This is a genomic window from Streptomyces sp. NPDC059788 (assembly GCF_042732265.1).
Classification (GTDB): Bacteria; Actinomycetota; Actinomycetes; order Streptomycetales; family Streptomycetaceae; genus Streptomyces.
Window position 1 is genome coordinate 58642 of sequence record NZ_JBHWHY010000010.1, and the last position, 20704, is coordinate 79345.

General features: G+C 72.1%; 23 protein-coding genes, 1 tRNA gene and 2 pseudogenes. 17 read left to right on the plus strand and 9 right to left on the minus strand.

All coding sequences use genetic code 11. From position 1 onward, the window contains the following. The first annotated feature begins 30 nt into the window (after positions 1 to 30). The 8 genes from rpmF to ACFV57_RS11240 all read left to right on the plus strand — a co-directional run bounded on the left by rpmF (position 31) and on the right by ACFV57_RS11240 (position 5501). The gene (rpmF, locus tag ACFV57_RS11205) at positions 31 to 201 is read left to right on the plus strand and encodes a 50S ribosomal protein L32 (RefSeq protein ID WP_030018017.1); all 171 of its coding nucleotides are present in this window, start codon (positions 31 to 33) and stop codon (positions 199 to 201) included. A gap of 6 nt (positions 202 to 207) precedes the next feature. Further along, complete coding sequence (locus ACFV57_RS11210) at positions 208 to 1455, plus strand: GTP-binding protein (RefSeq protein WP_385228707.1); 1248 nt, start codon at positions 208 to 210, stop codon at positions 1453 to 1455. Continuing rightward, positions 1440 to 1835: a Fur family transcriptional regulator gene (locus tag ACFV57_RS11215; RefSeq protein WP_385228709.1), complete on the plus strand. Its 396-nt coding sequence runs from the start codon at positions 1440 to 1442 to the stop codon at positions 1833 to 1835. Before ACFV57_RS11210 ends, ACFV57_RS11215 begins: the two co-directional genes overlap by 16 nt. A 175-nt stretch (positions 1836 to 2010) precedes the next feature. Then, the gene (locus ACFV57_RS11220; RefSeq protein ID WP_385228711.1) at positions 2011 to 2547 is read left to right on the plus strand and encodes an LPXTG cell wall anchor domain-containing protein; all 537 of its coding nucleotides are present in this window, start codon (positions 2011 to 2013) and stop codon (positions 2545 to 2547) included. Positions 2548 to 2586: 39 nt separating this feature from the next. Further along, the gene (locus ACFV57_RS11225; RefSeq protein WP_385228714.1) at positions 2587 to 3303 is read left to right on the plus strand and encodes an RNA polymerase sigma factor; all 717 of its coding nucleotides are present in this window, start codon (positions 2587 to 2589) and stop codon (positions 3301 to 3303) included. Further along, positions 3300 to 3968, plus strand: a complete 669-nt coding sequence (locus ACFV57_RS11230) for a hypothetical protein (RefSeq protein ID WP_385228717.1) — start codon at positions 3300 to 3302, stop codon at positions 3966 to 3968. Before ACFV57_RS11225 ends, ACFV57_RS11230 begins: the two co-directional genes overlap by 4 nt. A gap of 446 nt (positions 3969 to 4414) precedes the next feature. Beyond that, on the plus strand, positions 4415 to 4711 hold the full coding sequence (locus ACFV57_RS11235) for a type II toxin-antitoxin system VapB family antitoxin (RefSeq protein WP_003986294.1): 297 nt from the start codon (positions 4415 to 4417) through the stop codon (positions 4709 to 4711). Positions 4712 to 4844: 133 nt separating this feature from the next. Continuing rightward, positions 4845 to 5501 (plus strand): LytR C-terminal domain-containing protein, encoded by a 657-nt coding sequence (locus ACFV57_RS11240; protein ID WP_385228721.1) that lies wholly within the window; start codon positions 4845 to 4847, stop codon positions 5499 to 5501. A gap of 105 nt (positions 5502 to 5606) precedes the next feature. Here ACFV57_RS11240 and upp read toward each other — a convergent pair whose 3' ends face one another. Beyond that, entirely contained in the window at positions 5607 to 6242 is a 636-nt protein-coding gene (gene upp / locus ACFV57_RS11245) for a uracil phosphoribosyltransferase (protein WP_385228724.1), read from the minus strand. An 810-nt stretch (positions 6243 to 7052) separates the two neighbouring features. Between upp and ACFV57_RS11250 the strand changes: the two genes are divergently transcribed. The 3 genes from ACFV57_RS11250 (at position 7053) to ACFV57_RS11260 (ending at position 8370) form a co-directional block, all read left to right on the plus strand. Further along, the gene (locus ACFV57_RS11250) at positions 7053 to 7595 is read left to right on the plus strand and encodes a hypothetical protein (protein WP_385229053.1); all 543 of its coding nucleotides are present in this window, start codon (positions 7053 to 7055) and stop codon (positions 7593 to 7595) included. 24 nt (positions 7596 to 7619) lie between these two features. Further along, positions 7620 to 8216 carry a nucleoside deaminase gene (locus ACFV57_RS11255; protein WP_385228727.1) on the plus strand — a complete coding sequence of 199 codons (597 nt, stop codon included), beginning with the start codon at positions 7620 to 7622 and terminating at the stop codon, positions 8214 to 8216. 67 nt (positions 8217 to 8283) lie between these two features. Then, positions 8284 to 8370, plus strand: a tRNA-Ser gene (locus tag ACFV57_RS11260). Positions 8371 to 8847: 477 nt separating this feature from the next. On the opposite strand, the gene ACFV57_RS11265 is transcribed toward ACFV57_RS11260, so the two are convergent. Both ACFV57_RS11265 and ACFV57_RS11270 read right to left on the minus strand, forming a co-directional pair. Continuing rightward, positions 8848 to 9543 (minus strand): TMEM175 family protein, encoded by a 696-nt coding sequence (locus tag ACFV57_RS11265; RefSeq protein WP_385228730.1) that lies wholly within the window; start codon positions 9541 to 9543, stop codon positions 8848 to 8850. A gap of 165 nt (positions 9544 to 9708) precedes the next feature. Further along, positions 9709 to 10215, minus strand: a complete 507-nt coding sequence (locus tag ACFV57_RS11270; RefSeq protein ID WP_385228733.1) for a hypothetical protein — start codon at positions 10213 to 10215, stop codon at positions 9709 to 9711. Positions 10216 to 10399: 184 nt separating this feature from the next. On the opposite strand from ACFV57_RS11270, the gene ACFV57_RS11275 reads away from it, so the two are divergent. Next, positions 10400 to 11632, plus strand: coding sequence for a sensor histidine kinase (locus ACFV57_RS11275; RefSeq protein WP_385228736.1), 1233 nt, complete (start codon positions 10400 to 10402; stop codon positions 11630 to 11632). Then, positions 11629 to 12324, plus strand: a complete 696-nt coding sequence (locus ACFV57_RS11280) for a response regulator (RefSeq protein ID WP_385228739.1) — start codon at positions 11629 to 11631, stop codon at positions 12322 to 12324. Before ACFV57_RS11275 ends, ACFV57_RS11280 begins: the two co-directional genes overlap by 4 nt. Positions 12325 to 12563: 239 nt before the next feature. On the opposite strand, the gene ACFV57_RS11285 is transcribed toward ACFV57_RS11280, so the two are convergent. Then, on the minus strand, positions 12564 to 12929 hold the full coding sequence (locus ACFV57_RS11285) for a hypothetical protein (RefSeq protein ID WP_385228742.1): 366 nt from the start codon (positions 12927 to 12929) through the stop codon (positions 12564 to 12566). Here ACFV57_RS11285 and ACFV57_RS11290 point away from each other — a divergent pair. Together ACFV57_RS11290 and ACFV57_RS11295 are read left to right on the plus strand one after the other, a co-directional pair. Then, entirely contained in the window at positions 12928 to 13071 is a 144-nt protein-coding gene (locus tag ACFV57_RS11290; RefSeq protein ID WP_385228745.1) for a hypothetical protein, read from the plus strand. The genes ACFV57_RS11285 and ACFV57_RS11290 overlap by 2 nt on opposite strands. Continuing rightward, positions 13068 to 13205 (plus strand): hypothetical protein, encoded by a 138-nt coding sequence (locus ACFV57_RS11295; protein WP_385228748.1) that lies wholly within the window; start codon positions 13068 to 13070, stop codon positions 13203 to 13205. Before ACFV57_RS11290 ends, ACFV57_RS11295 begins: the two co-directional genes overlap by 4 nt. A gap of 196 nt (positions 13206 to 13401) precedes the next feature. Here the strand turns inward: ACFV57_RS11295 and ACFV57_RS11300 are convergent, their stop codons facing one another. Then, the gene (locus tag ACFV57_RS11300; RefSeq protein ID WP_385228751.1) at positions 13402 to 14253 is read right to left on the minus strand and encodes a DUF4231 domain-containing protein; all 852 of its coding nucleotides are present in this window, start codon (positions 14251 to 14253) and stop codon (positions 13402 to 13404) included. A gap of 158 nt (positions 14254 to 14411) precedes the next feature. Here ACFV57_RS11300 and ACFV57_RS11305 point away from each other — a divergent pair, with 158 nt between their 5' ends. Continuing rightward, the gene (locus ACFV57_RS11305) at positions 14412 to 15794 is read left to right on the plus strand and encodes a hypothetical protein (protein ID WP_385228754.1); all 1383 of its coding nucleotides are present in this window, start codon (positions 14412 to 14414) and stop codon (positions 15792 to 15794) included. A gap of 95 nt (positions 15795 to 15889) precedes the next feature. On the opposite strand, the pseudogene ACFV57_RS11310 reads toward ACFV57_RS11305, so the two are convergent. Beyond that, positions 15890 to 16114: pseudogene (locus ACFV57_RS11310) on the minus strand (hypothetical protein); the annotation flags it as partial. A 151-nt stretch (positions 16115 to 16265) separates the two neighbouring features. On the opposite strand from ACFV57_RS11310, the gene ACFV57_RS11315 reads away from it, so the two are divergent. After that, positions 16266 to 17795 carry a GMC family oxidoreductase gene (locus tag ACFV57_RS11315; RefSeq protein ID WP_385228757.1) on the plus strand — a complete coding sequence of 510 codons (1530 nt, stop codon included), beginning with the start codon at positions 16266 to 16268 and terminating at the stop codon, positions 17793 to 17795. Positions 17796 to 18024: 229 nt separating this feature from the next. Here ACFV57_RS11315 and ACFV57_RS11320 read toward each other — a convergent pair. The 3 genes and pseudogenes from ACFV57_RS11320 to ACFV57_RS11330 all read right to left on the minus strand — a co-directional run. Continuing rightward, positions 18025 to 18246 (minus strand): annotated as a pseudogene (locus ACFV57_RS11320) (transposase); the annotation flags it as partial. A gap of 281 nt (positions 18247 to 18527) precedes the next feature. Beyond that, positions 18528 to 20018, minus strand: coding sequence for an MFS transporter (locus ACFV57_RS11325; protein ID WP_385228760.1), 1491 nt, complete (start codon positions 20016 to 20018; stop codon positions 18528 to 18530). Further along, a complete protein-coding gene (locus ACFV57_RS11330; protein ID WP_385228763.1) occupies positions 20005 to 20649 on the minus strand; it encodes a TetR/AcrR family transcriptional regulator in 645 nt (214 codons plus the stop codon). Before ACFV57_RS11330 ends, ACFV57_RS11325 begins: the two co-directional genes overlap by 14 nt. Positions 20650 to 20704: the final 55 nt, after the last annotated feature.

A 20704-nucleotide genomic window follows, 5' to 3' on the forward strand; every position in this document is an offset into this window, starting at 1 on the left:
CCCCGCGTCCCAGGAGAGGTTTGTCGGACCATGGCCGTTCCCAAGCGGAAGATGTCCCGCAGCAACACCCGCCACCGCCGCGCCCAGTGGAAGGCCCGCACGCCCGCCCTGGTCCCGGTGACCGTCGACGGCTCCGTCTACCAGGTCCCGCGCCGCCTGGTGAAGGCGTACCGGCTCGGCCTGCTGCGCCCGGAGGACTGACCGCCCATGGATCGGCCGACGCACGCCCCGGCGCCCCGAACGGAGCCCGGCCCGCCGCCCGGTGGCCCGCTGCCCGTCACCGTGCTCTCCGGATTCCTCGGCGCCGGCAAGACCACCCTGCTCAACCACGTCCTGCACAACCGGGCGGGCCTGCGCGTCGCGGTGATCGTCAACGACATGAGCGAGGTCAACATCGACGCCGCGCTCGTCCGCGGCGGTGAGGCCGCCCTGTCGCGCACCGAGGAACGGCTGGTCGAGATGACCAACGGATGCATCTGCTGCACCCTGCGCGACGACCTGCTGGAGGAGGTCGCCCGGCTGGCGGGCGAGGGCCGCTTCGACCACCTGCTCATCGAGTCCAGCGGCATTTCCGAGCCGATGCCGGTGGCCGCGACGTTCGCGTTCCCGCGCGACGACGGCGCGACGCTCGGCGACCTGGCCCGGCTGGACACCATGGTCACGGTGGTCGACGCCGCCCGCTTCCACGCCGAACTGGCGGGCGGCGACGGCCTCGCCGAGCGCGGCCTCGCCCCGTACGAGGACGACGAGCGCACCGTCAGCGACCTGCTGATCGACCAGGTCGAGTTCGCCGACGTCCTCGTCGTCAACAAGCTCGACCTGGTGGACGACGAGCAGGCCGCACACCTGCGGGCCGCCCTCGCCCGGCTCAACCCGGCGGCCCGGATCGTCCCCGCCCGGCACGGCCGCGTGGCAGCCTCCGAGGTCATCGGCACCGGCCGCTTCGACCTGGAGCGCGCCCAGCAGGCACCCGGGTGGGTCAGGGAGCTGAACGGCGAACACGTACCGGAGACCGAGGAGTACGGGATCTCCAGCACCGTGTTCCGCGCGGCGCGCCCCTTCCACCCCGGGCGGCTCTGGGAGTTCGTCACGGAGGGCATGGACAGCGGGCGGTACGGGGACATCCTGCGGTCCAAGGGGTTCTTCCGCCTCGCCGGCCGGCCGCGCGTGACCGGCCTGTGGTCGCAGGCGGGCCCGGTCGCCCGCTTCGAGCCGTCGGGGTTCCACGACGCGAGCGGCGTGGACGCCCAGGAACTGGTCTTCATCGGCACCCGGCTGCGCGCCGAAGCCCTGCACACCGCCCTCGGCGGCTGTCTCGTCACGGACGCCGAGGCGTTCGGCGCGGACTACGGCACCGACCCGTTCCCGGCCTGGGACACCTACGGGGCGGACGCCACCTGCGAGCACGAGGACGGGCACGAGGACGAGGACGAACCGGCATGGGCGGCCGGCTGACCCGGCAGCGCGCCTCCGTCCTGCGCGTGCTGGCCGCGTGCCAGGACTTCGTCTCGGCGCAGGAGTTGCACTTACGCCTGGAGACCGCCGACGACCCCGTAGGGCTGTCCACCGTCTACCGCACCCTGCGCGAACTGGAGCGGTCCGGGCAGGTCGACGTCGTACGGGACGAGGCGGGCGAGCGCCTCTACCGGCCGCGGCCCGCCGACGGTCACCGCCACTACCTGATCTGCCGCCGCTGCGGCCGCAGCCGCCCGCTGGACGCCGACGAGGTGGAGCGCTGGGCGGAGCGGGTCGGCGCGGAGAGCGGCTACAGCGCCGTCGAACACACCGTGGAACTGAGCGGCATCTGCGCCGGGTGCACCGGACCGCGCACGTAGCCGGGCCGCACGCAGGATGTACGTACGGGCTGTGCGGGCTTTACGTCCCCGGGCCTGCCCTCGGACTCCACGCGTCGAGAAAATCCCGCCCCATCGGCAACCCCGGCCGCTCCCGCACGTCGTGAGGGGTGAGGGCGCCATCCGGCGCCGTCCCGCCGATCATGGAGCAGCCACCGTGAACGACACTCGCACCGCCGCCTCGTCCCCCGCGCCCGCCGCCTCGTACGCGCCCTCCCGCGACGCCGGGCGCGGGGCCCGCAACCGGGTACGGAGCGCCGTGACCGCCGGGCTGCTGGTGGCCTTCGCCCTGCCGGCGATCGGCCTGGCCGGTACGGCACACGCCGAGGAGCCGGCCGTGAAGGCGCAGTCCCCCAGCGCCGCGCCGAAGGAGCCGGGCGCCCCCGCCACCGACCGCAAGCCGGCCCCGGCGCCCACCAACCCGTCCTCGCACTCGCGGCAGAGCGCCGAGCCCAGCGCCGCCCCCAGCGCCGCACCGAGTTCCGCGCCCGGCCGGGACGGCGCCGCCAAGCCCGCGCCCGCGCACGGCCGGGAAGACGCCGCCAAGCCCGCACCCGCGCCTGCCAAGGACGAACTGGCCAAGACCGGCGCCTCCACGACCACCAACGTGGCGATGGGCGCCGGGGCCGTGCTCCTGATCGCCGGGGGCGGCGGCGCCATGTACGCTGCCCGCCGCCGCAACAGCGCCGGCTGAGCGCCCCCGCCCCTGGACACCCCGACGGCCTAGGAACCGATGGAGTTCACCGCCGCCGCGCCCCTCGCCCCGGTACGCCCCGCCGCGCCGGGGCCTTGGCGCGCCCTGGGCCGGCGCCTGCTCCGGCGCGGCGCCCGCCCCGCTGCCGACACCGCCGCCGAAGCGGGTGCCCGCCGCGCCACGCCGCCGGGGGCCGCCTACGGCCCGCCGCCCGCTTCCCGGGCCGCCCCCACGCACCACGGGGACCGCACCTCCCACACCCCCGGCTCCGGCCTCACCATCACCGACCTCTACCACTCCCACCGGCTGTCCATGGTGCGGCTGGCGGTGCTGCTGGTGGACGACCGGGCCACGGCCGAGGACGTCGTCCAGGACGCGTTCGCGGCCCTCTACAAGCGCCACGGCGAACGGCTCGACGAGGTCGACAACGCCCTCGCGTACCTGCGCACCGCCGTCGTCAACGCGGCCCGCTCGGTACTGCGGCGCCGCCGCACCGCGCGCGACTACACACCCCCGTACGAAGCGGATGCGCCCTCCGCCGAGGAACGCGTCGTCCTGGACGAAGAGCACCGCGAGGTCCTGGCCGCCCTCGGCCGCCTGACCGCCCGCCGCCGCGAGGTCCTCGTCCTGCGTTACTGGGGCGAGCTCAGCGAGGCGCAGATCGCGGCCACGCTCGGCATCAGCCGCGGCTCGGTGAAGTCGATCGCCAGCCGCGCGCTGGACTCCCTGGAAAAGATGCTGGAGGCGCGGTCATGACGAACCACGGCCCCGAGGGCGGGCCCGGCCCCTGGGACCGGCGTGGGGACGGGCGCGACGGACATGGCGGGTGCGACGGAACGGCCCCGGGCGACGCCCCCCATACGCGTCCGGTCGATACGCGTCCGGTCGAGGCACGGCTCCAGGCCGCCTTCGCGGCCCGCGCCGGGCAGATCGACCTGCGCGACCTGCGGCCCGCCGCACCGCCCGGTCCCCGCCCGCGCCGCCGCCCGTTCCTCGGACGGCGGCTGCGCCGCCTCGTCCTGCCCCTGGCAGCGGCGGCCACGGCGACCGCAGCCGCGGTGGGCTACCTGGCCCTCGCCCCCGGCGACCCCACCACGCCGCGCCCCGTACCCGCCGCCACGCCCAGCCCCGTACCGCCCCGCCCCACGCCCACCCCGACGCCCGCTCCGGCCACTCCCACCCCCTCTCAGCACTCCCCCGCCCCCGACCCCTCCGGCACCCCGCCCGGCCCCTCGGCCCGGCCCGGCATCCCTTCCCCGAGCACCCGTCCCAACGTCCCGCCCAAGAACGCCCGGCCGCCCACGGGCGCGCACCGCCGGACGTCCGCGCCGCCTCCGGAAGCCGCGAAGCGCACGGCGACGGCGGTACCCAGCCGGCCGACGTCGGACCGCCCGGCACTGCTCACGAGGACCGATCGCTGAGAGGGAGGATGCGCGCCTCGCGTGCGCACCTCCCCGGCTCCCCGTTTCCCTCGACTACCACCCGCCCCGCCCCGAAGCCGTCCGGCGCGACGGGCCGTACCTCGATCGTGTCGAATTCGCCCTCGCCACACGCTTCACGGACTTTGCGGAATTCGGCCCTCTTTGCCGCCTCGCCCACGTATCCGTCCCGACCGCCGAAACCCTTCGGACACTCATTTCCGGCCGTCCTCGGGAGCGCGTCGCGCCACATTTTTCCGGCCGCGGGCGCCTTTCCCTGGCCGTGGCGATCCTCTCCCCACCGTGGCCGCCGGGGACGCGCACCACCCTCCCCACCCGCCCCCGAAGCCGTCTTCCGCGCAGCACGCTCCGGAATTGCCACCCTTTGTCGTCTTCGCACTCCGACTGCATGGCTGCGCCCGGAGCCGCTGGCCCGGTAGGCTTTCCGTGTGATCTTCAAGCGCATCGGAAATGGGCGGCCGTACCCGGACCACGGCCGGGAAAGCACCCGCCAGTGGGCGGATGTTGCCCCTCGCCCGGTACGCCTTGACCAGTTGGTGACGACCAAGCAGCAGCTCGACCTGGAGACGCTGCTCGCCGAGGACTCCACCTTCTACGGCGACCTCTTCGCGCACGTCGTGAAGTGGCAGGGCGACCTCTACCTGGAAGACGGGCTGCACCGCGCCGTGCGCGCGGCCCTTCAGCAACGGCAGGTGCTCCACGCCCGCGTCCTGGAACTGGGCTGACGGCACCGCCACCCCGCCTGACGCGGCGTCAGTCACCCGGTCGGCGGATCGTATTGGCCCTTTCGGGTGGGGTCTCGCGCCACGCGTTGATCATTTAGTAGGCACGGGACCCGCCCCGCACTACGCTGCGAACATGAGTATGCTGACGCCCCCCGGCATGGGCGGTAAGAAGTACCGCATCACGGGCGACAGATATCCGCGGATGCGCCGCCCCCGGCACCGCCGGCGGATCGCCCTGGTGATCACCGCCGCCGTCTGCGCCCTCGCCCTGGCCGGCTGGGGCACGCTGCAGCTCATCGACGTCTTCGGCGGCAAGGGCGGTACGGCCCAGGCCGCGCAGGACAAGAAGAAGTGCCCCGACCAGGACGGCGCCAAGCAGGCCGGCGCCCTGTCCACCGGTACGGGCAAGCCGCTGCCCAAGCCCGCCGACGTCGCCGTGAACGTCTTCAACGCCACGGCGCGCGGCGGACTCGCCAAGACGACCGCCGACGAGCTGAAGAAGCGCGGCTTCAAGGTCGGCAAGGTGGGCAACGCGCCGCCCGCCTACGACAAGAAGGTCAAGGGCACGGGCGTACTCCTGGGAGCGCGTACGACGGCCGAGGGTGCCCAGAAGGTACTGGGCACACAGCTCGAAGGCGCCGAGCCGAAGACCGACGACACCCGCAAGACGGGCGACGTCGATCTGATCATCGGCGACGCGTTCAAGGCCCTGGCGGAACCGGCCGCGGCCCAGAAGTCGCTCACCGCGCTGACGGCACCGCCGAAGAAGGACCCGCGCTGCCGGAAGTGACCCGGCCGGAGCCGGGACGGCGTACGGCCTGACCACAGCCGGGACAGGCCCGGCCCCCGGCTTCCCGGGGGGAAGTCCCGCCTCCCGGACCTCCGGCCTCTCGCCTCAGCCCGCCGTGCCGTACATCCGGTCGCCCGCGTCGCCCAGGCCGGGGACGATGTAGCGGTCGGGGTCCAGGCACTCGTCCACGGCCGCCGTGACGACCGTCACCGGCGCGCCCGCCAGCTCGCGCTCCATCACCTCGACGCCCTCGGGCGCCGCCAGCAGGCAGATCGCGGTGACGTCGTCCGCGCCCCGGTTGATCAGCTCCTGGATCGCCGCGACCAGCGTGCCGCCGGTGGCCAGCATCGGGTCGACCACGTACACCTGGCGGCCCGAGAGGTCGTCCGGCATCCGGGTGGCGTACGTGTGGGCCTCGTACGTCTCCTCGTTGCGGACCATGCCCATGAAGCCGACCTCGGCCGTGGGCAGCAGCCGGACCATGCCGTCCAGCATCCCCAGACCGGCGCGCAGGATCGGCACGACCAGCGGCCGGGGGTGGGACAGCCGCACTCCGGTGGTCGCCGTCACCGGGGTCTCGATGTCGACCTGCTCGGTCCGCACATCGCGGGTGGCCTCGTACGCGAGCAGGGTGACCAGCTCGTCGGCGAGACGCCGGAAGGTCGGGGAATCGGTGCGCTTGTCGCGCAGGGTAGTGAGTTTGTGCGCCACCAGCGGGTGGTCGACGACGTGGATCCGCATGACATCGACAGTAGCCGAGGTCAGGAGCACCGGCGCCCGCCCGTCGGCACCGGGCGGGCCGGCAGCGGATTCCGCCGCGCTGGCATCGAACCACCTGTCCGGGGGAAAGTGGGCACAAACGCCCGGTCTGTCGTACCGGCGCCGGGCATGGACCTCGTCCCAAGGCGGTGTACGGCGTGCCCGACGGGAATGGGAGCGGAAACGGAACCGGAACCGGCCGCGGCGCCGGACGCGGCGGAACCGGCAGCGGGAACGCGAGCCGGCGCCGGACCAGCAGGGGCGCCGGAAGCAGGCCCGTACGGCCGGGAGAGCAGGCGGCGGGCAAACGACCGGACCGGACACCGCCCGCGCCCACAGCCCCGGCCACACCCACGGCCCCGGCCGCGAAACCACCCCCGGCCCCCTCCACAAGCCCGCCCCCGCCTTCCTCCTCCCCCCTCCCCGACGAAGGCGCCACCGGAGGTGAGAACGACGCGGCGCGCCGACGCCGACGCGCCCAGTTCCTGCGTGACCTCAGCGAGGCCAAGGAGCTGCGCGACCGTGTGCAGCCGCGCCGCGCCCGGGCGGCACGGATGCGCCAGGCCATGAGAATGCGCACGTTCCGCTGGTAGCCGAACGCCACTCCAGCCCCATCAGAACCTCTCGTCCCGACGGACGTGAGCCACATCTCTCGTAACGGCCGCACGACGCAACGCCGAAGACCCCGCGCAATCGCGTTGTTTCTGCCACGATTCCGATGGGCGGGGACCTGCGGCGCCCCGGCGCCGCCCCGTCCGACCCGGCACGCCTATGACCAGTGGGAGAGTCACGGTGTACTTCGCCGCACTGCTCGCGCGCACCGAAGACGGGTGGGAAGCGAGCGACACGGAGCTCGACAATGTGGAGACCCTGACCGATCTGGCCGACCTGGCCCGTGAGGCCGCGGTCGACGACGACACGGTGGTGGCATACATCGAGCAGGAGGGCACGTGGTTCGGAGTCGTCCGCGTGGACGGCGAGGACGATCCGCGGATCTTCATCTCGAACGCCGCCGCCGCGGCCCGCAGCTCGTACGGTGCGATGCTCACCGACGAACTGCTCGGCCGTGACGAGGACGGCACGGACGACCTCGACAGCCTCGACCTCGACGGTACGGAGGACGGCGAGCCCGACCCGGCGGACAGCCAGGGCGAGGGCGTGGAGACGGCCACGGACACCGGCGCGCCCGCGCCGCCGTCCGGCCCGCTCGGCGACCCGGCCCTGCTGGCCGACCTGGGCATCGGCGCCAAGGACCTGCTCGCGCTCGACACCGACGCGCTGTCCGAGATCGCCGACGCCCTCGGCTGCACGGACGTCCTGGAGGCCGTGAGGTAACCCCCGTCACGGACACTGGGAGGCATGACCGCCCCCTTGCCCGACCCCCTCCACACACCGGCGCCCGACCCGCTGCGCGATCCCTGGACCGCGGCGATGCGACGGGCGCTGGACGAGGCTGCCCGCGCCCCCGGGACCGGAGACGTCCCGGTGGGCGCCGTCGTGCTGTCCCCGGACGGCACGGTGATCGGCACCGGCCGCAACGAGCGCGAGGCGACCGGCGACCCCACCGCACACGCGGAGGTCCTCGCCATCCGCGAGGCGGCCCGCACCTTGCGGGAGGGGCCGCCGCCCGCGGCTTTCGCCGGTGGCGGGCGACGGGCAGAGGAGGCATCGCGTAGCGGTTCCGCCTGGGGTGGTGGGAGACGGGCGGGAGAGTGGCGGCTGACCGGCTGCACGCTCGTCGTCACCCTGGAGCCGTGCACGATGTGCGCGGGCGCCATCGTGCTGTCCCGCCTCGACCGCGTCGTCTACGGGGCCGCAGACGAGAAGGCGGGCGCCGTCGGCTCCCTCTGGGACGTCGTACGCGACCGCCGCCTCAACCACCGCCCCGAGGTGATCACCGACGTCCTCGCCGCCCCCTGCGCCGACCTCCTGACCACCTTCTTCCGCTCCCGCTGACCCTCCGGCACCCCTCCCCCGGACACCGATTTCGGCGTACGGCACCTCGTGGGCTAGAGTTCCTCTCGGTAGCGTGTCCGAGCGGCCGAAGGAGCGCGCCTCGAAAGCGCGTGAGGGGGCAACTCCTCCGTGGGTTCAAATCCCACCGCTACCGCTCGCAAAGAACCGCCCCCGACCCGTGAAAACGGGTCGGGGGCGGTTTTGTGTTGCCGTCCCGTGCAACACATGTGCAACACGGGCACCTCGTAGGTGGTGCGTATGGCATCAATACGGACGCGACAGAGCGCGGGCGGCCGGGAGACGTTCAGGGTCATCTGGTGCGAGGGCGGCTCCCGTGAGGGCGCCTGGCAGGGCGAAAACTTCGACGACGAGACTTCGGCATACTCCAGCCGCGACAACCGCGCCTGCCTGCGCCGCCGGGCATCAAGGCGACCATCGCCGAGCCGGACGACCAGCGAACCCACCGCCGCAACCGTGGCCGGGCAGGCGGCCGTCCACCCGCTTTCGACAAGGCCCGGTATCGGCGGCGCCGGGCGTCGGTGTTCCCGACCTTCCGGGGAGCCTCCGCACGCGCGTCGACGTGATCGGCACCGGAACCGGCCCGAACGCGATCGTCCCCCTTGACTGCGGGTCAGCGGGCGCGCCGGCCCCGAAGGAACGCCCGCCTGGGCAGGACGAGCAGCAGCAGGCTGTAGTACTGCAGCACGGGTACGGCGAGGGCAAGGACAAGAGCCAGGACCAGAAGGAGGACGTTGAGATAGCTCTCGGTATACAAATCGTTGATCCTCCGCCGGTCCTCTTCACCGTCCCCCTCGACCAGTCCCGGGGTGGTTTTCAGGATTCTCAGCATCGCCAGCCGGCACACCATGCTCGCCAAGAGAACCGTGTAATAGAACGCCGCCGCGAACCGGTTGCGGCCGAAGGCGCCGATCATCTCCGTCGGCAGGGGAAGCACGACGACGGACAGCAGCCATCCCATGTTCCACACCGTCAAAGAGCGGGTGACCCGCGCGACCGACGAGAAGGTCCGGTGGTGCTCCCGCCAGATGTTTGCGATGACCGCGAAGCTGAGCAGGAAGCTCCAGATCTGGTCGAGGTGACCGGTGAACACCTCGCTGGCCTGGTGGTGGGCGGACACGGCCTCCGGAACGAGATCGATCAGCGGCAGGATCAGCAAAGTGATCGAGATCGCGGTCACCGCGTCGGTGAACAACACCAGCCGTTCACCCGAGGCACCCCCTTCGCTCCTGCCCGGCGCGGGGACCGGCGGCTGAGCCGGGTCGTATCCTCCCGTGCCGATGTGGTCGACGGCGTCGCTGGCACCCATGCGTGTTGCACCTTTCTTCTGTCCGGTCCATCGGGCCGGGGTCTGCCGGCTGCGGCGGCTCCCACGACCAGGGCGAACCCCAATGTCTGGCTGTACAAGGGCTGTTGGGTAAACGGATTCGAGTTCGAGTACGAAGCAGCCGCTGCCCACGGGGCAGGCCGGGGCTCAGGGCTGCCCGGAGGCGCGCACCTTCAGCGCTGCCGAGCGGGTGAGCAGCGCGGCGATCGCCATGAACACCAGCCCGTTGGTGACGATCGAGGCGATGTCCTGAGGCGGGGCGCCGTGCCGGAAGAAGAAGCGGCCCAGCTCGGGCTCGTACCAGTAGGTGGCGCCGATGGAGAACACCGAGCGGGCGACGATCAGGCCGATCCAAAGCGCCGCGTAGCTGCGGCCGGCCCGGGCGACGACCTGGCCGTCCGGCTCCCGGAAAACCTGGACCTGGCTGACGGCGACCAGCCCGAACAGCACGCCGGCCGCGAGGCCGCAGATCTCGATGGCCAGGCCGATCCCGTTGTCGAAGAAGGTGTGGACGAACACGGGGACGATGATCACCGCGACGATCAGCGGGCGGAGCAGGCGTCCGCGGCTCACCGCCTTGGTGCCGAGGTCGGCGTGCAGGGTCGTGAGCAGCACGACGACGTTGATGAGGAGAGCGCTCTGCAAGGTGGACATGGTTTCCGCCGGTAGGTGAAGGGGGTTGCTGTCCACACAGCGTCGGACCTGTGCCGCGGCCCGGGCGTCGGCCGAGGAGCCGAGGAGGGTGGAGCGCGGATACCTCCACCCTTCTCCACCCACCTCCACCTGCCGGCGGGCCCCGGCCCGGCTGCGGGGCACAGGTGCGTGCCAAGCTGAAACCATGGTCATCACCACCGAAGGCAAGCCGTCGTCGGGGCACCCCGTGCCACCGCGACCGCTCCTGCCGCGTGCCGACCTCTGGCAGCATGGGCTGCCCCGGGTGCTCGGGTTGGCTCTGGTGCTGGTCGGCCTGCCGTTCTCGGACGGGCTTGTCTGGTCCGCCACCACCTGGGCGCTGGTGGTGCTGATGAGCGGCGCCTGGGCTCTGTGGTGCGCGGCCGGCTTCCGTGCGGGATCTCCGGTGCCCGAGGCGTTGGCAGCGCCGATCCTGGGCGTCGCAATGATCAGCGGGAACCTCCTGGTCACCCTCGAACCCGAGGCCATGCTGGCCACGGCAATCGTCGGCATGGCGGCGGTGTCGTCCGGAGCGATCCTGTCCACGCTGGTCAGCGCGGCCGTGCTGGCGGCCGGCGTCCTGGCGCTGGCGATCGGCGGGATCGTGGCCGGCTTCCCCGGGCAGGCATGGGCGCGCGTCGCCGCCTGGATCGCCGCCCTGCTGGCTTGCCAGCTCGCCGGCGCGACCCGGCGCAGCATCGGGACTCAGCACGCGCAGGCGGAGGAACTGCTGCTGCAGACCCGGCGTGTGCACGAGGAGGAGCAGCGGGCCGCGGCGCTGGCCGAGCGGACCCGGGTCGCCCGGGAGATCCACGACGTCCTGGCGCAGTCGCTGGGTGCCCTGGCGGTGCAGTTGGACGTGACCGACTCGCTGCTCACCGCGGATCCGCCGCGCACCGAAGAGGCGGTGGAGCGGGTCCGCAACGCCCGCCGGATCGCCGTCGACGGACTGACCGAGACCCGCCGCGCGATCGCGGTCCTGCGTGCGGACACCCCACCCCTGCCGGAGGCCCTCACCGCGCTGGTCCACGACCACCGCACCGCCTCCGGCGCGCCCGCGACCTTCACACCGGTCGGCCCCCCGCGCGCTCTCGAACCGGACGTCGGGCTAGCGTTGCTGAGAGTCGCCCAGGAGTCCCTGGCGAACGCCGCCAAGCACGCCCGCGGACAGGAGCTGACCGCCACTTTGGACTACGAAGAGGACCAGGTGAGGCTGACCGTGCTGTCCGGGCCCGCCGGCTCCGGTGGCGGCGAGGCCGGCCCACGGCCCCGAGTAGCGGGGATGGACGGCGGCTACGGTCTGGCCGGCATGCGCGAGCGGTTGCTGCTGGTCGGCGGCGACCTGACGGCCGGCCCCACCCCGCAGGGGTGGCGCGTGCAGGCGGAGGTGCCCGCATGAGTACCCGGGTCGTGGTCGTCGACGATCAGCAGGTGGTCCGCGAAGGCCTGATGACCCTGCTGGACATGATGGACGGCATCGACGTCGTCGCCGGGGGCGCGAACGGCGAGGAGGCCGTCGCCCAGGTCGCCGAAACGCACCCGGACGCGGTGCTGATGGACCTGAGCATGCCGGGGATGGGCGGCGTGGAAGCCACCCGCCGGATCGTGACGGCGCACCCGGACGTGGCCGTCGTGGTGCTGACGACCATGGCGGACGATCAGCTGATTCTCGACGCCCTGCAGGCCGGCGCCCGCGCCTACCTGACCAAGGACGCCGGCAAGACCGAGATCGTCCGCGCGATCGAGGCCGCGCTCGCCCGGCACACCACCTTGGACCCGATCGCCCAGGAGCGGCTGCTGGCCGCCGCCATGCGCGGCACCGACCATACGACCGAACGGCGGCGGGCCAAACCGTCGCAGGACCTGCTGACCCCGCGCGAGTCCGACGTACTGCGGCTGCTCGCCCAAGGGTTGTCCAACGGCGCGATCGGCCGGCGCCTGCTGGTGGGGGAGGCCACCGTCAAGACCCACATCAACCACCTGTTCGCCAAGCTCCAGGTCCGCACCCGCGCGGAGGCCGTCGCCTGGGCCCATGCCCACGGTTTCGGACCCGGTGCGGACGGCGTGCGCTCTGGCCGGCCCGCCGGGTGAGCGGCGCGCCGGGCACGTAGCTGAGCACGGCCACCCGGCCGGAGAGGGTGTGCAGCCGCTGAAGGCCTGGCGAGGCATCGCGACTCGCTGTGACAAGACACCCGAGAGCTATCTCGCAGGCCTCCACCTCCGCGCCTCGATGATCTGGATCAACGATCTCCTGAAGGCACCCGGCTGATCACAACCTCACACAGGCCCTGGATGAGTGCTTCCGATTTCCGGTCAGTGGTCGTAGGCGATCAGTGACCTGGTGACGGGGCTGTGGTGGTGCGGTGGTGCCAGATGGCTGTGGTCAGGGCGAGGATGCGCTGGGCGATGCGGACACCGACGCCTTCGACGGTGCGGCCGCCGTGCTGCTCCAGGCCGAGCCGGCCCTTGAGGGTGTCGTTGACCGACTCGATCAGTTGCCGGACGGCCTTGAGTAGGACTTCTCCCGGTCGTGGGGTGACATTGCGGTAGGAGGGCCGCAGCAGCCGCACTCCGCGGGCGGCCGGGAAGCGGTCCGGTTCGGCTGAGACGTAGCCCTTGTCCGCCACGATCAGCAGGCCGGGTCGGGCGGTGATCAGGTCCGTGTCGGTGTCCACCAGGGCGGTGACCGCCGTCATGGCCACCCTCATCTTCGGCGATGCCCTGACGGCGTTGATGGGTGTGGGGATCGCCCCGGTCATCGCCGGTGTGCTGTGCGTGGAACTCGGCTCCCAGGCCGCCCACGCCCGCCAAGCCCTCGGGGAAGGGGCGAAGGCATGACCTGGCTGCTCCTGATCGGTTCGATCCTGTCCAAAACCGCCGCCACCCTGTCACTGCGCACCAAAGTCATGGGGACAGGCATCGGCCTGATCATCGTCGGGGTCCTGTTCATCGAACTCGGCGCAGCGCACTGACCGGACGCCGACCGGTGACCAGCTCCGTTGAATGTCAGAAGTACCGCCCAGGCCGAGCGGCAGCTCGACCGGTTGCCGCTGTACGGGCGAGACGTCGGCGCGGGCCGGAACCCGGCTCACCCCCGCCCAGCACCACGCCGGGGAGAGCTGCAACCGTGCCACTGACGGCATTCCGGGCAGTGGCCTCCGCAAGGGCCTATTCGCTGAGCCACTTCGCCATCCACCCCTCGTTCTGTGCGGAGATGACCCGTTCGCACTGCTCGACGAAGGCATCGTCGGTGGCGGCGTCGGCTTCCTCGGTGCGGCGGGCCGTCAGGCTTTCCAGTTCCATGGCGGTACGGGAGAATTCGACCTCCTGGTAGGCGTATCGGGAGGCCGCGGCGTGCGCGGTGACCGCGGCGACCACGGTGGTGACCGTCGCGACCCACGCGGTGGCCCAGTCCGACCCGTAGGCGCCGGATACCCCGCCCAGTACCGCGGCGGTGGCGGCCAATACCAGTTCCGCCCGTCGAACCTGGGCGGACCGTCGGCTCATTTGCGCGGCCCGGGGCCGGTAGTACTCCTCAATCTGGCTGGCGATCCGCAGCTCCAGGTAGGACCCGACATCGGTGACGGCGGGCAGCGCGCGCGGGCGCGGGGCGAAGGGGAGGGTGCGGGGGACCAGGTCGGAGGTATCCGTGATGACCCGCTCGGTGCGGTCCAGGAGTACCTGGGGGTTCGCGTCCCGGTAGGGGGCGACGTGGGCGAGGTAGGTATAGATCTCGCTCTTGAGCTCCTCGCTGAGGGAGCGCAGCCTGGTCCAGTCGCGGACCTGTTGGGGGCCCGCCCTCTTGGTGGCCAGCGGCACGAGCCCCACTGTGACGGCCGCGAGGAACGCCAGGGCCTTCCCTGCCTCGTCGCTCCACGCCATGACCTGCGCGGCAGCGGTGCCGGCACATGCCCCCGTCACGCCCAGCACGAGGGCGACCGTCCTGGCCCGCTTGATCGCGCGCTTGGCCTGGTCGGCCGCCTGCGACCAGACGCTTTGGCGGTCCCATATCCGCTGCACGGTTGATTCCCCTGAAGCCCCCACGGGCGAATCTTCTCAGCACTACCGTGGTAAGGACAGCGCGCACCGACCGATCCGTATGGAGCGAGATGCCGGAATTACGCCGCACCGAGGGTGCGACGCTGTCCCGATCGAGCCGTCCGCCTCGTAAGGCGGCCGTGATCGAGCAAACTCCGCTACAGGGGCGCCGGTTGAGCGCCCTGGGCTGGGTCGCGCTGACCCTGGGCAGTGGGTGCCTGGGAATCCGCTACGGGAGCGCAACGGCCTGGGGAAGCTGGGGCCTGCTGGCGGCCGGTGTGATCCTGGTGGTAGCCGGGGTGTGGGCGGTACTGCGGGGACGACAGCATCTGACGCCCGTCCTGACCAGCCTCCAGGGCCTCCCCGCGGACGAGCGGGTCGTGTTGTTCCTCCGAGCGTTCTCCGACGACCCCGGGTTTTCTCGGGTGGCCGCACTGCGGTGGTTCCGCCTGCTGTTCACGTCACTACTTCCCACGCCCGCCCACCTGCGCACCGAAGAGGACCAAGTCGGCCGCGCAGTCGCGCCGTTCGGACGGATGGTCGCGCTCGGGCGCCCGTCCGACCGGCTGCCGCGGCTCGGCGCCGAGCGCAGTTACGCCTCGGACGAGACCTGGCGCACCGAGGTGCTCGCCGCGCTCGACCGCGCCGCGCTCGTCCTGCTGGTCGCCGGGGCGGGGCGGAGCCTGGCCTGGGAGGTCGATCAGGTGGTGGGACGCGACGCCCCCACCCGCCTGGTCCTCGTCGTCAGCCGCGACCGGGACCAATACGGTCGGTTCCGGGAGTCGCTGGGGGACCGCTTCCCCAACGGGCTGCCGGACTATCCGCCGGCCCGAATGCGTCACCGCCTCCTGCGGGGACGCTACGTCCGTGCCGCGATCTGGTTCGACGGTGACTGGACGCCGCACTGGGAGATGCTGGACGGCAGGTTCCCGCTGATCGGACTCGCGCGTCGCACGCAGAGAGCGCTGCCACGCGCACTGCGGACGGTCTACCAGCGGGCCGACGTGCCGGCACGGCTCACACCCACGACGCCGCGCCCGTGGGCGGTGAAGCTGAGCGTCCCGCTGATCGCCGCGTTCTGGCTGATCCCCCTGGCGTTGCCCGTCCTCGCCGTCATCCTCGCCGATGCCGTCAACGCCGCCGTCAACGCTGCCCTCAGCGGCCCTTCCGGTGCTCCCGCGGGTACCGGCACGGGCGCTTCCGGCGACTCGTTCACCATCGGCCACAACAACGTCCTCGACCTCCTGTCCACGGCCTGGCCGATGTGGTTGTGGATGGCCGTGGTGGCCGCGTGCGGGTACCGGGTGTGGCGCGGCGGACCCTACGTCATCATGATGGCCCGCATCCAAGGCGTCTTCGTCCCCGTCTACTTGCTGGCATTCATTCTGGCGACACTTCCCGCCTACGCCAGGCTGGCGTTCGTCACCTTGGGCCTGCTGGTGCTGGTCGTCCTGAGCATGCCCGTAGCCGCCATGCTGCTCATCCGCCGAGACGTGCGCGATTGGGTCGACTCGCGCCTGTAGCAGGAGAACCGCAAAGTCGCCCAGCCGCCCGTGGTAGGGCGCGGTACCGCAGCACCTCGCGCACCAAGGCCACCGATGCGGTCGACGTGGCCCACCAGCGGACTCGCTGTCGTCCGACGGCGTATGGAGCAGCGGGCGGTGGAAGTAGTGCGCAGGTTCGGGATCGGTCCGGCGCGCAGGAGCGAGGACTCACCGCTGCCAGACGGGCCGGCCAGCACCGGCAAGGGCCTCTCGCGCACCATGACCATCAGCTGCTGGATGAGGTCGTCTCGGCCGAAGAAGCGGACTTGGTCACCTGTTTCGTAGCGCGCCAGCCCCACATACGGCGCCTGGTCGGCGGTGTTTTCGGACCATCACGGTGACGGAATCAAAGGGCGCGTAATCTTCCCGCCGTGCGGCCGTGATGCTTCGATACTTGATGGCGGCTGGGCGAAGCCGTGCAGGAGTGTCGACGCTCCGAAGGAGGACCGCGTGGCGGGATTCGACTTCGTCATCGTGGGCGCGGGGACGGCCGGCTGTGTGCTGGCGGCGAGGCTGTCGCAGGACGTGGACACTCATGTCCTGCTGATCGAGGCGGGTGGCTCAGAGGTGCTGCCCGCGCAGACCTCGCCTCCCGCATGGCCGACCCTGCTCCAGACCCCTGCGAACTGGGGAGACTTCACCGTCGAGCAGTCGGCCACCGGCACATCCATACGACTGCCGCGAGGGCGCGGGCTCGGCGGATCCTCGGCGATCAACGGCATGGTCTTCGCCCGCGGCCACCACTGCGGCTACGACCGGTGGCCCGGCCAGGGCGCCAAGGGCTGGGGCTTCGACGATCTGCTGCCGTACTTCCGGCGCAGTGAGACCACGGTGGGCCGCGATCCGGCACTGCGCGGGATCGACGGCCCCCTGACCGTGGGACCCGGTGACCCGCCGCATCCGGTCATCGAAGCGTGCCTGGAAGCGGCCGCGGAGACGGGGTATGCCAGGGCCGCCGACATCAGCGGCGGCCTGGAGGAGGGCTTCGGACTGACGGACCTCAACATCGTCGATGGCAGGCGGCAGAGCGCCGCCGACGCCTATCTCGCGCCGGCCCTGGAGCGGCCCAACCTGAGCGTCGTGACCAACGCCCTGGTGCGGCGGCTGCGCATCAGCCGCGGGCGCTGTGTCGGCGTGGAGTACCGCACCGGTACCGACGAGGTGACCGTCGACTGCGCGGGTGAAGTCGTCCTGACTGCCGGTGCCATCGGCTCCGCGCAGCTGCTGCTCCTGTCGGGGGTCGGCCCGCAGGCCCATCTGGCCGACGTGGGTGTCCGGGCCGTCCTGGACCTGCCGGGCGTCGGCGCCCGGCTCCACGACCATCCGATCGTCAGCGTCATGTCGAGCGCGGCCCGCCCGCTGCCGCCACGGCGCAACAACCACGGCGAAGCCATCGGTCTCATACGCAGCGATCCCGCTGTCGAAGAGCCGGACCTCCAGGTCGTCTTCGTCGACCTGCCTTCCCATCCGGCCTCGGCCAAGAACCCCGAGGACGGCTACACCATCGCTGTCTCCGCGATCCGCCCGTACAGCCGCGGCACGCTGCGGCTGGCAAGCGACGATCCCGGTGCGGCGCCGGTGCTCGATCCGGGTTTCTACACCGACGAGCGTGACCTGGCGGCGGTCGTCGCCGGTGTGCGGCTCGTCCGGGAGATCGGCTACGCCCCGGCGCTCGCGCCATGGCGTGGTCGGGAGGTGGTTCCCGGGCCGGACGCGGACGACGACGATGCCGTGCGCGGGTTCGTGCGCCGCACCCTCACCTCGTACTGCCATCCGGTGGGCACCTGCCGGATGGGGGCCGATCCCCTCACTGTCACCGGGCCCGACCTGCGGGTCCACGGCATCGACGGACTCCGGGTCGCCGACGCCTCGGTGTTCCCGTCCATTCCGTCGGCGAATACGGTCGCCACGGTGTACGCCGTGGCCGAACGAGCCGCGGACCTGCTGCGCGGCACCGACTCCAGGAGGGCATCGTCATAAGCCTGCTGTCCACCCGGCTGACGGAGCGGTTCGCTGCCCCCCACCCGCACGAGCTGTCGCCGCACCGCCTGCCCGCCGCCGGATACCTTTCCAGGGGAGTCCGGGCCTTCGAGTGAGGCTGCGGAGCCAGCTGATCGCGCCGCGGGGGTGGAGTGCTGCGAGGTAGCTCTCGGGGGTTTTGTCGTAGCGGGTGGCGATACCGCGCCACGCTTTGCGCTTGTTGCGGGAGGAGTATGACGCTTATCAGGGCCTGGAACCCCCCGGCGTCGCGCCACTGACGAAACCGGCCGTAGATCGTGGACCAGGCTCCGAACTCCTCTGGAACCTCCCGCCACTGGCTCCCGGTACGGAACCGCCGGACCACGTCCTCAAGCTGGTCCCGCAGCCGGTACGGATACGGCCCGTACTCGCCTATCGGCAGCAACGGCTCCACCAACGCGGCTGCCGCCAGAAACGCAGCACAGCACCGCGAGCGCGCTGCCGACGGCAGGCGCGGTCTCGGCGAAGGGGCGCAGCCCCATAGTTCGCGAAGCCTCCAGACGTGGGCCGTGGCGTGTGTGCTGCACGTGCAGCACACACCCCAGCCGAGGCGGGTTGAACCGGATCCAGCGGAATCCAAACGACCCACTTTGTCCGGCTCTCGGGAAAAACCGCAGGCGAGAAGCGTCATCTTGGCGGGTTCAAATCCCACCGCTACCGCTTGTAACACCCCTCTGATCTGCGGAAACGCGGTCAGGGGGGTGTTTTGCGTGCTGCCTGCGCAGCACGTGGGTGCTGCGCAGGTGCCGTCCGGTGGGATTCCGGCCGTCCGGGGATGGTGATGTTGCGCATGAGGAGGAGGGCCGCGAGGGCGAGCAGGCCGGCGACGGCGCCGCTCCAGGCGATGGTGGATCCGATCGCGGTCGCGGGGGTGGCGTGATGGCTCATCAGGGACTGGCCGCAGGCCAGTCCGAATGCGCCGCCGATCTGCTTGGTGAGGGCGGAGCCTGCGGTGGCGGTGCCCATGTCGGCGTGCGGGACGCAGTTCTGGGTCGCGATGGTGATGCCGCCCATGGCCGGTCCGGTGCCCAGTCCGGTGATGAGCAGCCATACGCATGTCCAGGCCGGCGGTGTCGCGGTGTCCAGGGTGAAGAAGGCGGCGGTGCCGAGGGTGAGCAGCCCGGCGCCGGCCAGGAGGGCGGGCTTCGCGTGTCCGCTGCGCAGGACGGCGGTGGCGGTGAGCCGGTTGCCCAGCGTCATGCCGATGAGCAGGGGCAGGAGCAGGAGGCCGGAGACGGTGGCCGAGTGACCGCGGACGTACTGGAAGTACAGCGGCAGGAAGACCCCGACCGGCAGCGCGGCGACCTGGAAGAAGAAGCCGGCGGCCAGCAGGGCGCTGTAGGTGCGGTGTTGGAACAGCCGCATGGGCAGTACGGGTACGGCCGCGCGCCGCTCGACGGGAACGAGCAGGGCGAGCAGTGCCAGGCCGCCGAGCAGGCAGCCCGCGACGGCAGGGTCGGTCCAGGACGGAGGGTGTCCGTCGGCGGTGTTGCCTTTGAGGCTGAGGCCGGTCAGCGCCAGGGAGAGACCGGCGGCGAGCAGCGCGATCCCCGTCCCGTCGAGGCGGCCGGACGGCGCTGTGGCGGGGCGGTGGTCGGGCAGGAACCGGGCCAGGACGGCCGAGGCGGCGAGGCCGATGGGGAGGTTGAGCCAGAATGCCCAGCGCCAGCCGGCGTGGTCGGCCAGCAGGCCGCCGATGATCGGTCCGCCCACCATGCCGAGCACCATCATCGTCGCCAGGACCGTCTGCATCCGGATCAGGCCCTGCGCCCGGGAAGGCGGATGGAGGTCGCGGATCAGGGCCATGCCGAGGGTGAGCAGGGCTCCGGCGCCCAGCCCCTGCACGGCGCGGGCGGCGATCAGCGCCGTCATGGACCCGGCCAGCCCGCAGGCGAGCGAGGCGGCCAGGAAGACGGTGAGTCCGCCGAGCAGTAACCGGCGGCGGCCGTACAGGTCGGAGAAGCGGCCGTAGACCGGGACGCTGACCGAGGAGGTGAGCAGGTAGGCGGTGACCAGCCAGACGTACCAGGAACCGTCACCGCCGATCTGCCCGACGATGCGCGGCAGGGCGGTGCCGACCACGGTTGCGTCCAGCATGGCCAGGAAGGCGCAGCCCAGCAGGGCGAAGGTGATCGCCGTCCGGCGCCGGGGCGCGAGTGCGTCGTACGCGTCAATCGTGGTCACCGGACCTCCCCGGGTCCGTGAGCGCGCCGTTGAGGAAGAGGTCCACCAGTTCTCCGGTGGTCAGCGGGTCCGGGGCGCCGGGCCGGCCGGCGGCCATGAGCATGAGCTGGAAGGCGTCCGCGAGCCGTTCCGGGGCCAGCCGCAGGGAGTCCCGGTCGGGGCCGAACAGGGCGGCCAGGGCCGCGCGGGGCGCCGCGAGGCCCGCTTCGCGATCCGGGGAACGGCCGTCCCCGGCGGAACCGGCAGGTGCGGAGCGCTCCAGTCGCCCGGCCGACGCGAGGGCGCCGACGACGGCGCCCATGCGCGCCATGTAGCCGCGCATCACCTCGGCCGCTTCGGCGAGCCGGGCCGCCAGTGGCTGGTCCAGTTCGATCGATTCCAGGTGGGCGAGGGTGTCGTCGGGACGTACCGCCTCGGCCATGCAGGCCGCGAGCAGGGCGTCCTTGTCGGCGAAGGCCCGGAAGACCGTGCCCTCCCCGATGCCTGCGGCGCGCGCGATCTTCGCCGTGGACACCGAGGCGCCGTACTCGATGACAAGGGGAAGGGCCGCGGCGACGATCATCGCGCGGCGCTGGTCGGGTTCCATGGGCGCGGCACGGCGCCGGGAGGGCGTGGGAGAGGTCTCTGCCATACCGTCAACCGTACGGAGTGAGTACTCACTCCGTCAATGGTGCTTCCGGCCGGCG

Bases quoted from the DNA above. Each gene is read 5' to 3' on its own strand.
- rpmF (WP_030018017.1), top strand. From the start codon at position 31: ATGGCCGTTCCCAAGCGGAAGATGTCCCGCAGCAACACCCGCCACCGC.
- ACFV57_RS11210 (WP_385228707.1), top strand. From the start codon at position 208: ATGGATCGGCCGACGCACGCCCCGGCGCCCCGAACGGAGCCCGGCCCG.
- ACFV57_RS11215 (WP_385228709.1), top strand. From the start codon at position 1,440: ATGGGCGGCCGGCTGACCCGGCAGCGCGCCTCCGTCCTGCGCGTGCTG.
- ACFV57_RS11225 (WP_385228714.1), top strand. From the start codon at position 2,587: ATGGAGTTCACCGCCGCCGCGCCCCTCGCCCCGGTACGCCCCGCCGCG.
- ACFV57_RS11230 (WP_385228717.1), top strand. From the start codon at position 3,300: ATGACGAACCACGGCCCCGAGGGCGGGCCCGGCCCCTGGGACCGGCGT.
- ACFV57_RS11240 (WP_385228721.1), top strand. From the start codon at position 4,845: ATGAGTATGCTGACGCCCCCCGGCATGGGCGGTAAGAAGTACCGCATC.
- upp (WP_385228724.1), bottom strand. From the start codon at position 6,242: ATGCGGATCCACGTCGTCGACCACCCGCTGGTGGCGCACAAACTCACT.
- ACFV57_RS11255 (WP_385228727.1), top strand. From the start codon at position 7,620: ATGACCGCCCCCTTGCCCGACCCCCTCCACACACCGGCGCCCGACCCG.
- ACFV57_RS11265 (WP_385228730.1), bottom strand. From the start codon at position 9,543: ATGGGTGCCAGCGACGCCGTCGACCACATCGGCACGGGAGGATACGAC.
- ACFV57_RS11270 (WP_385228733.1), bottom strand. From the start codon at position 10,215: ATGTCCACCTTGCAGAGCGCTCTCCTCATCAACGTCGTCGTGCTGCTC.
- ACFV57_RS11275 (WP_385228736.1), top strand. From the start codon at position 10,400: ATGGTCATCACCACCGAAGGCAAGCCGTCGTCGGGGCACCCCGTGCCA.
- ACFV57_RS11280 (WP_385228739.1), top strand. From the start codon at position 11,629: ATGAGTACCCGGGTCGTGGTCGTCGACGATCAGCAGGTGGTCCGCGAA.
- ACFV57_RS11290 (WP_385228745.1), top strand. From the start codon at position 12,928: ATGGCCACCCTCATCTTCGGCGATGCCCTGACGGCGTTGATGGGTGTG.
- ACFV57_RS11285 (WP_385228742.1), bottom strand. From the start codon at position 12,929: ATGACGGCGGTCACCGCCCTGGTGGACACCGACACGGACCTGATCACC.
- ACFV57_RS11295 (WP_385228748.1), top strand. From the start codon at position 13,068: ATGACCTGGCTGCTCCTGATCGGTTCGATCCTGTCCAAAACCGCCGCC.
- ACFV57_RS11330 (WP_385228763.1), bottom strand. From the start codon at position 20,649: ATGGCAGAGACCTCTCCCACGCCCTCCCGGCGCCGTGCCGCGCCCATG.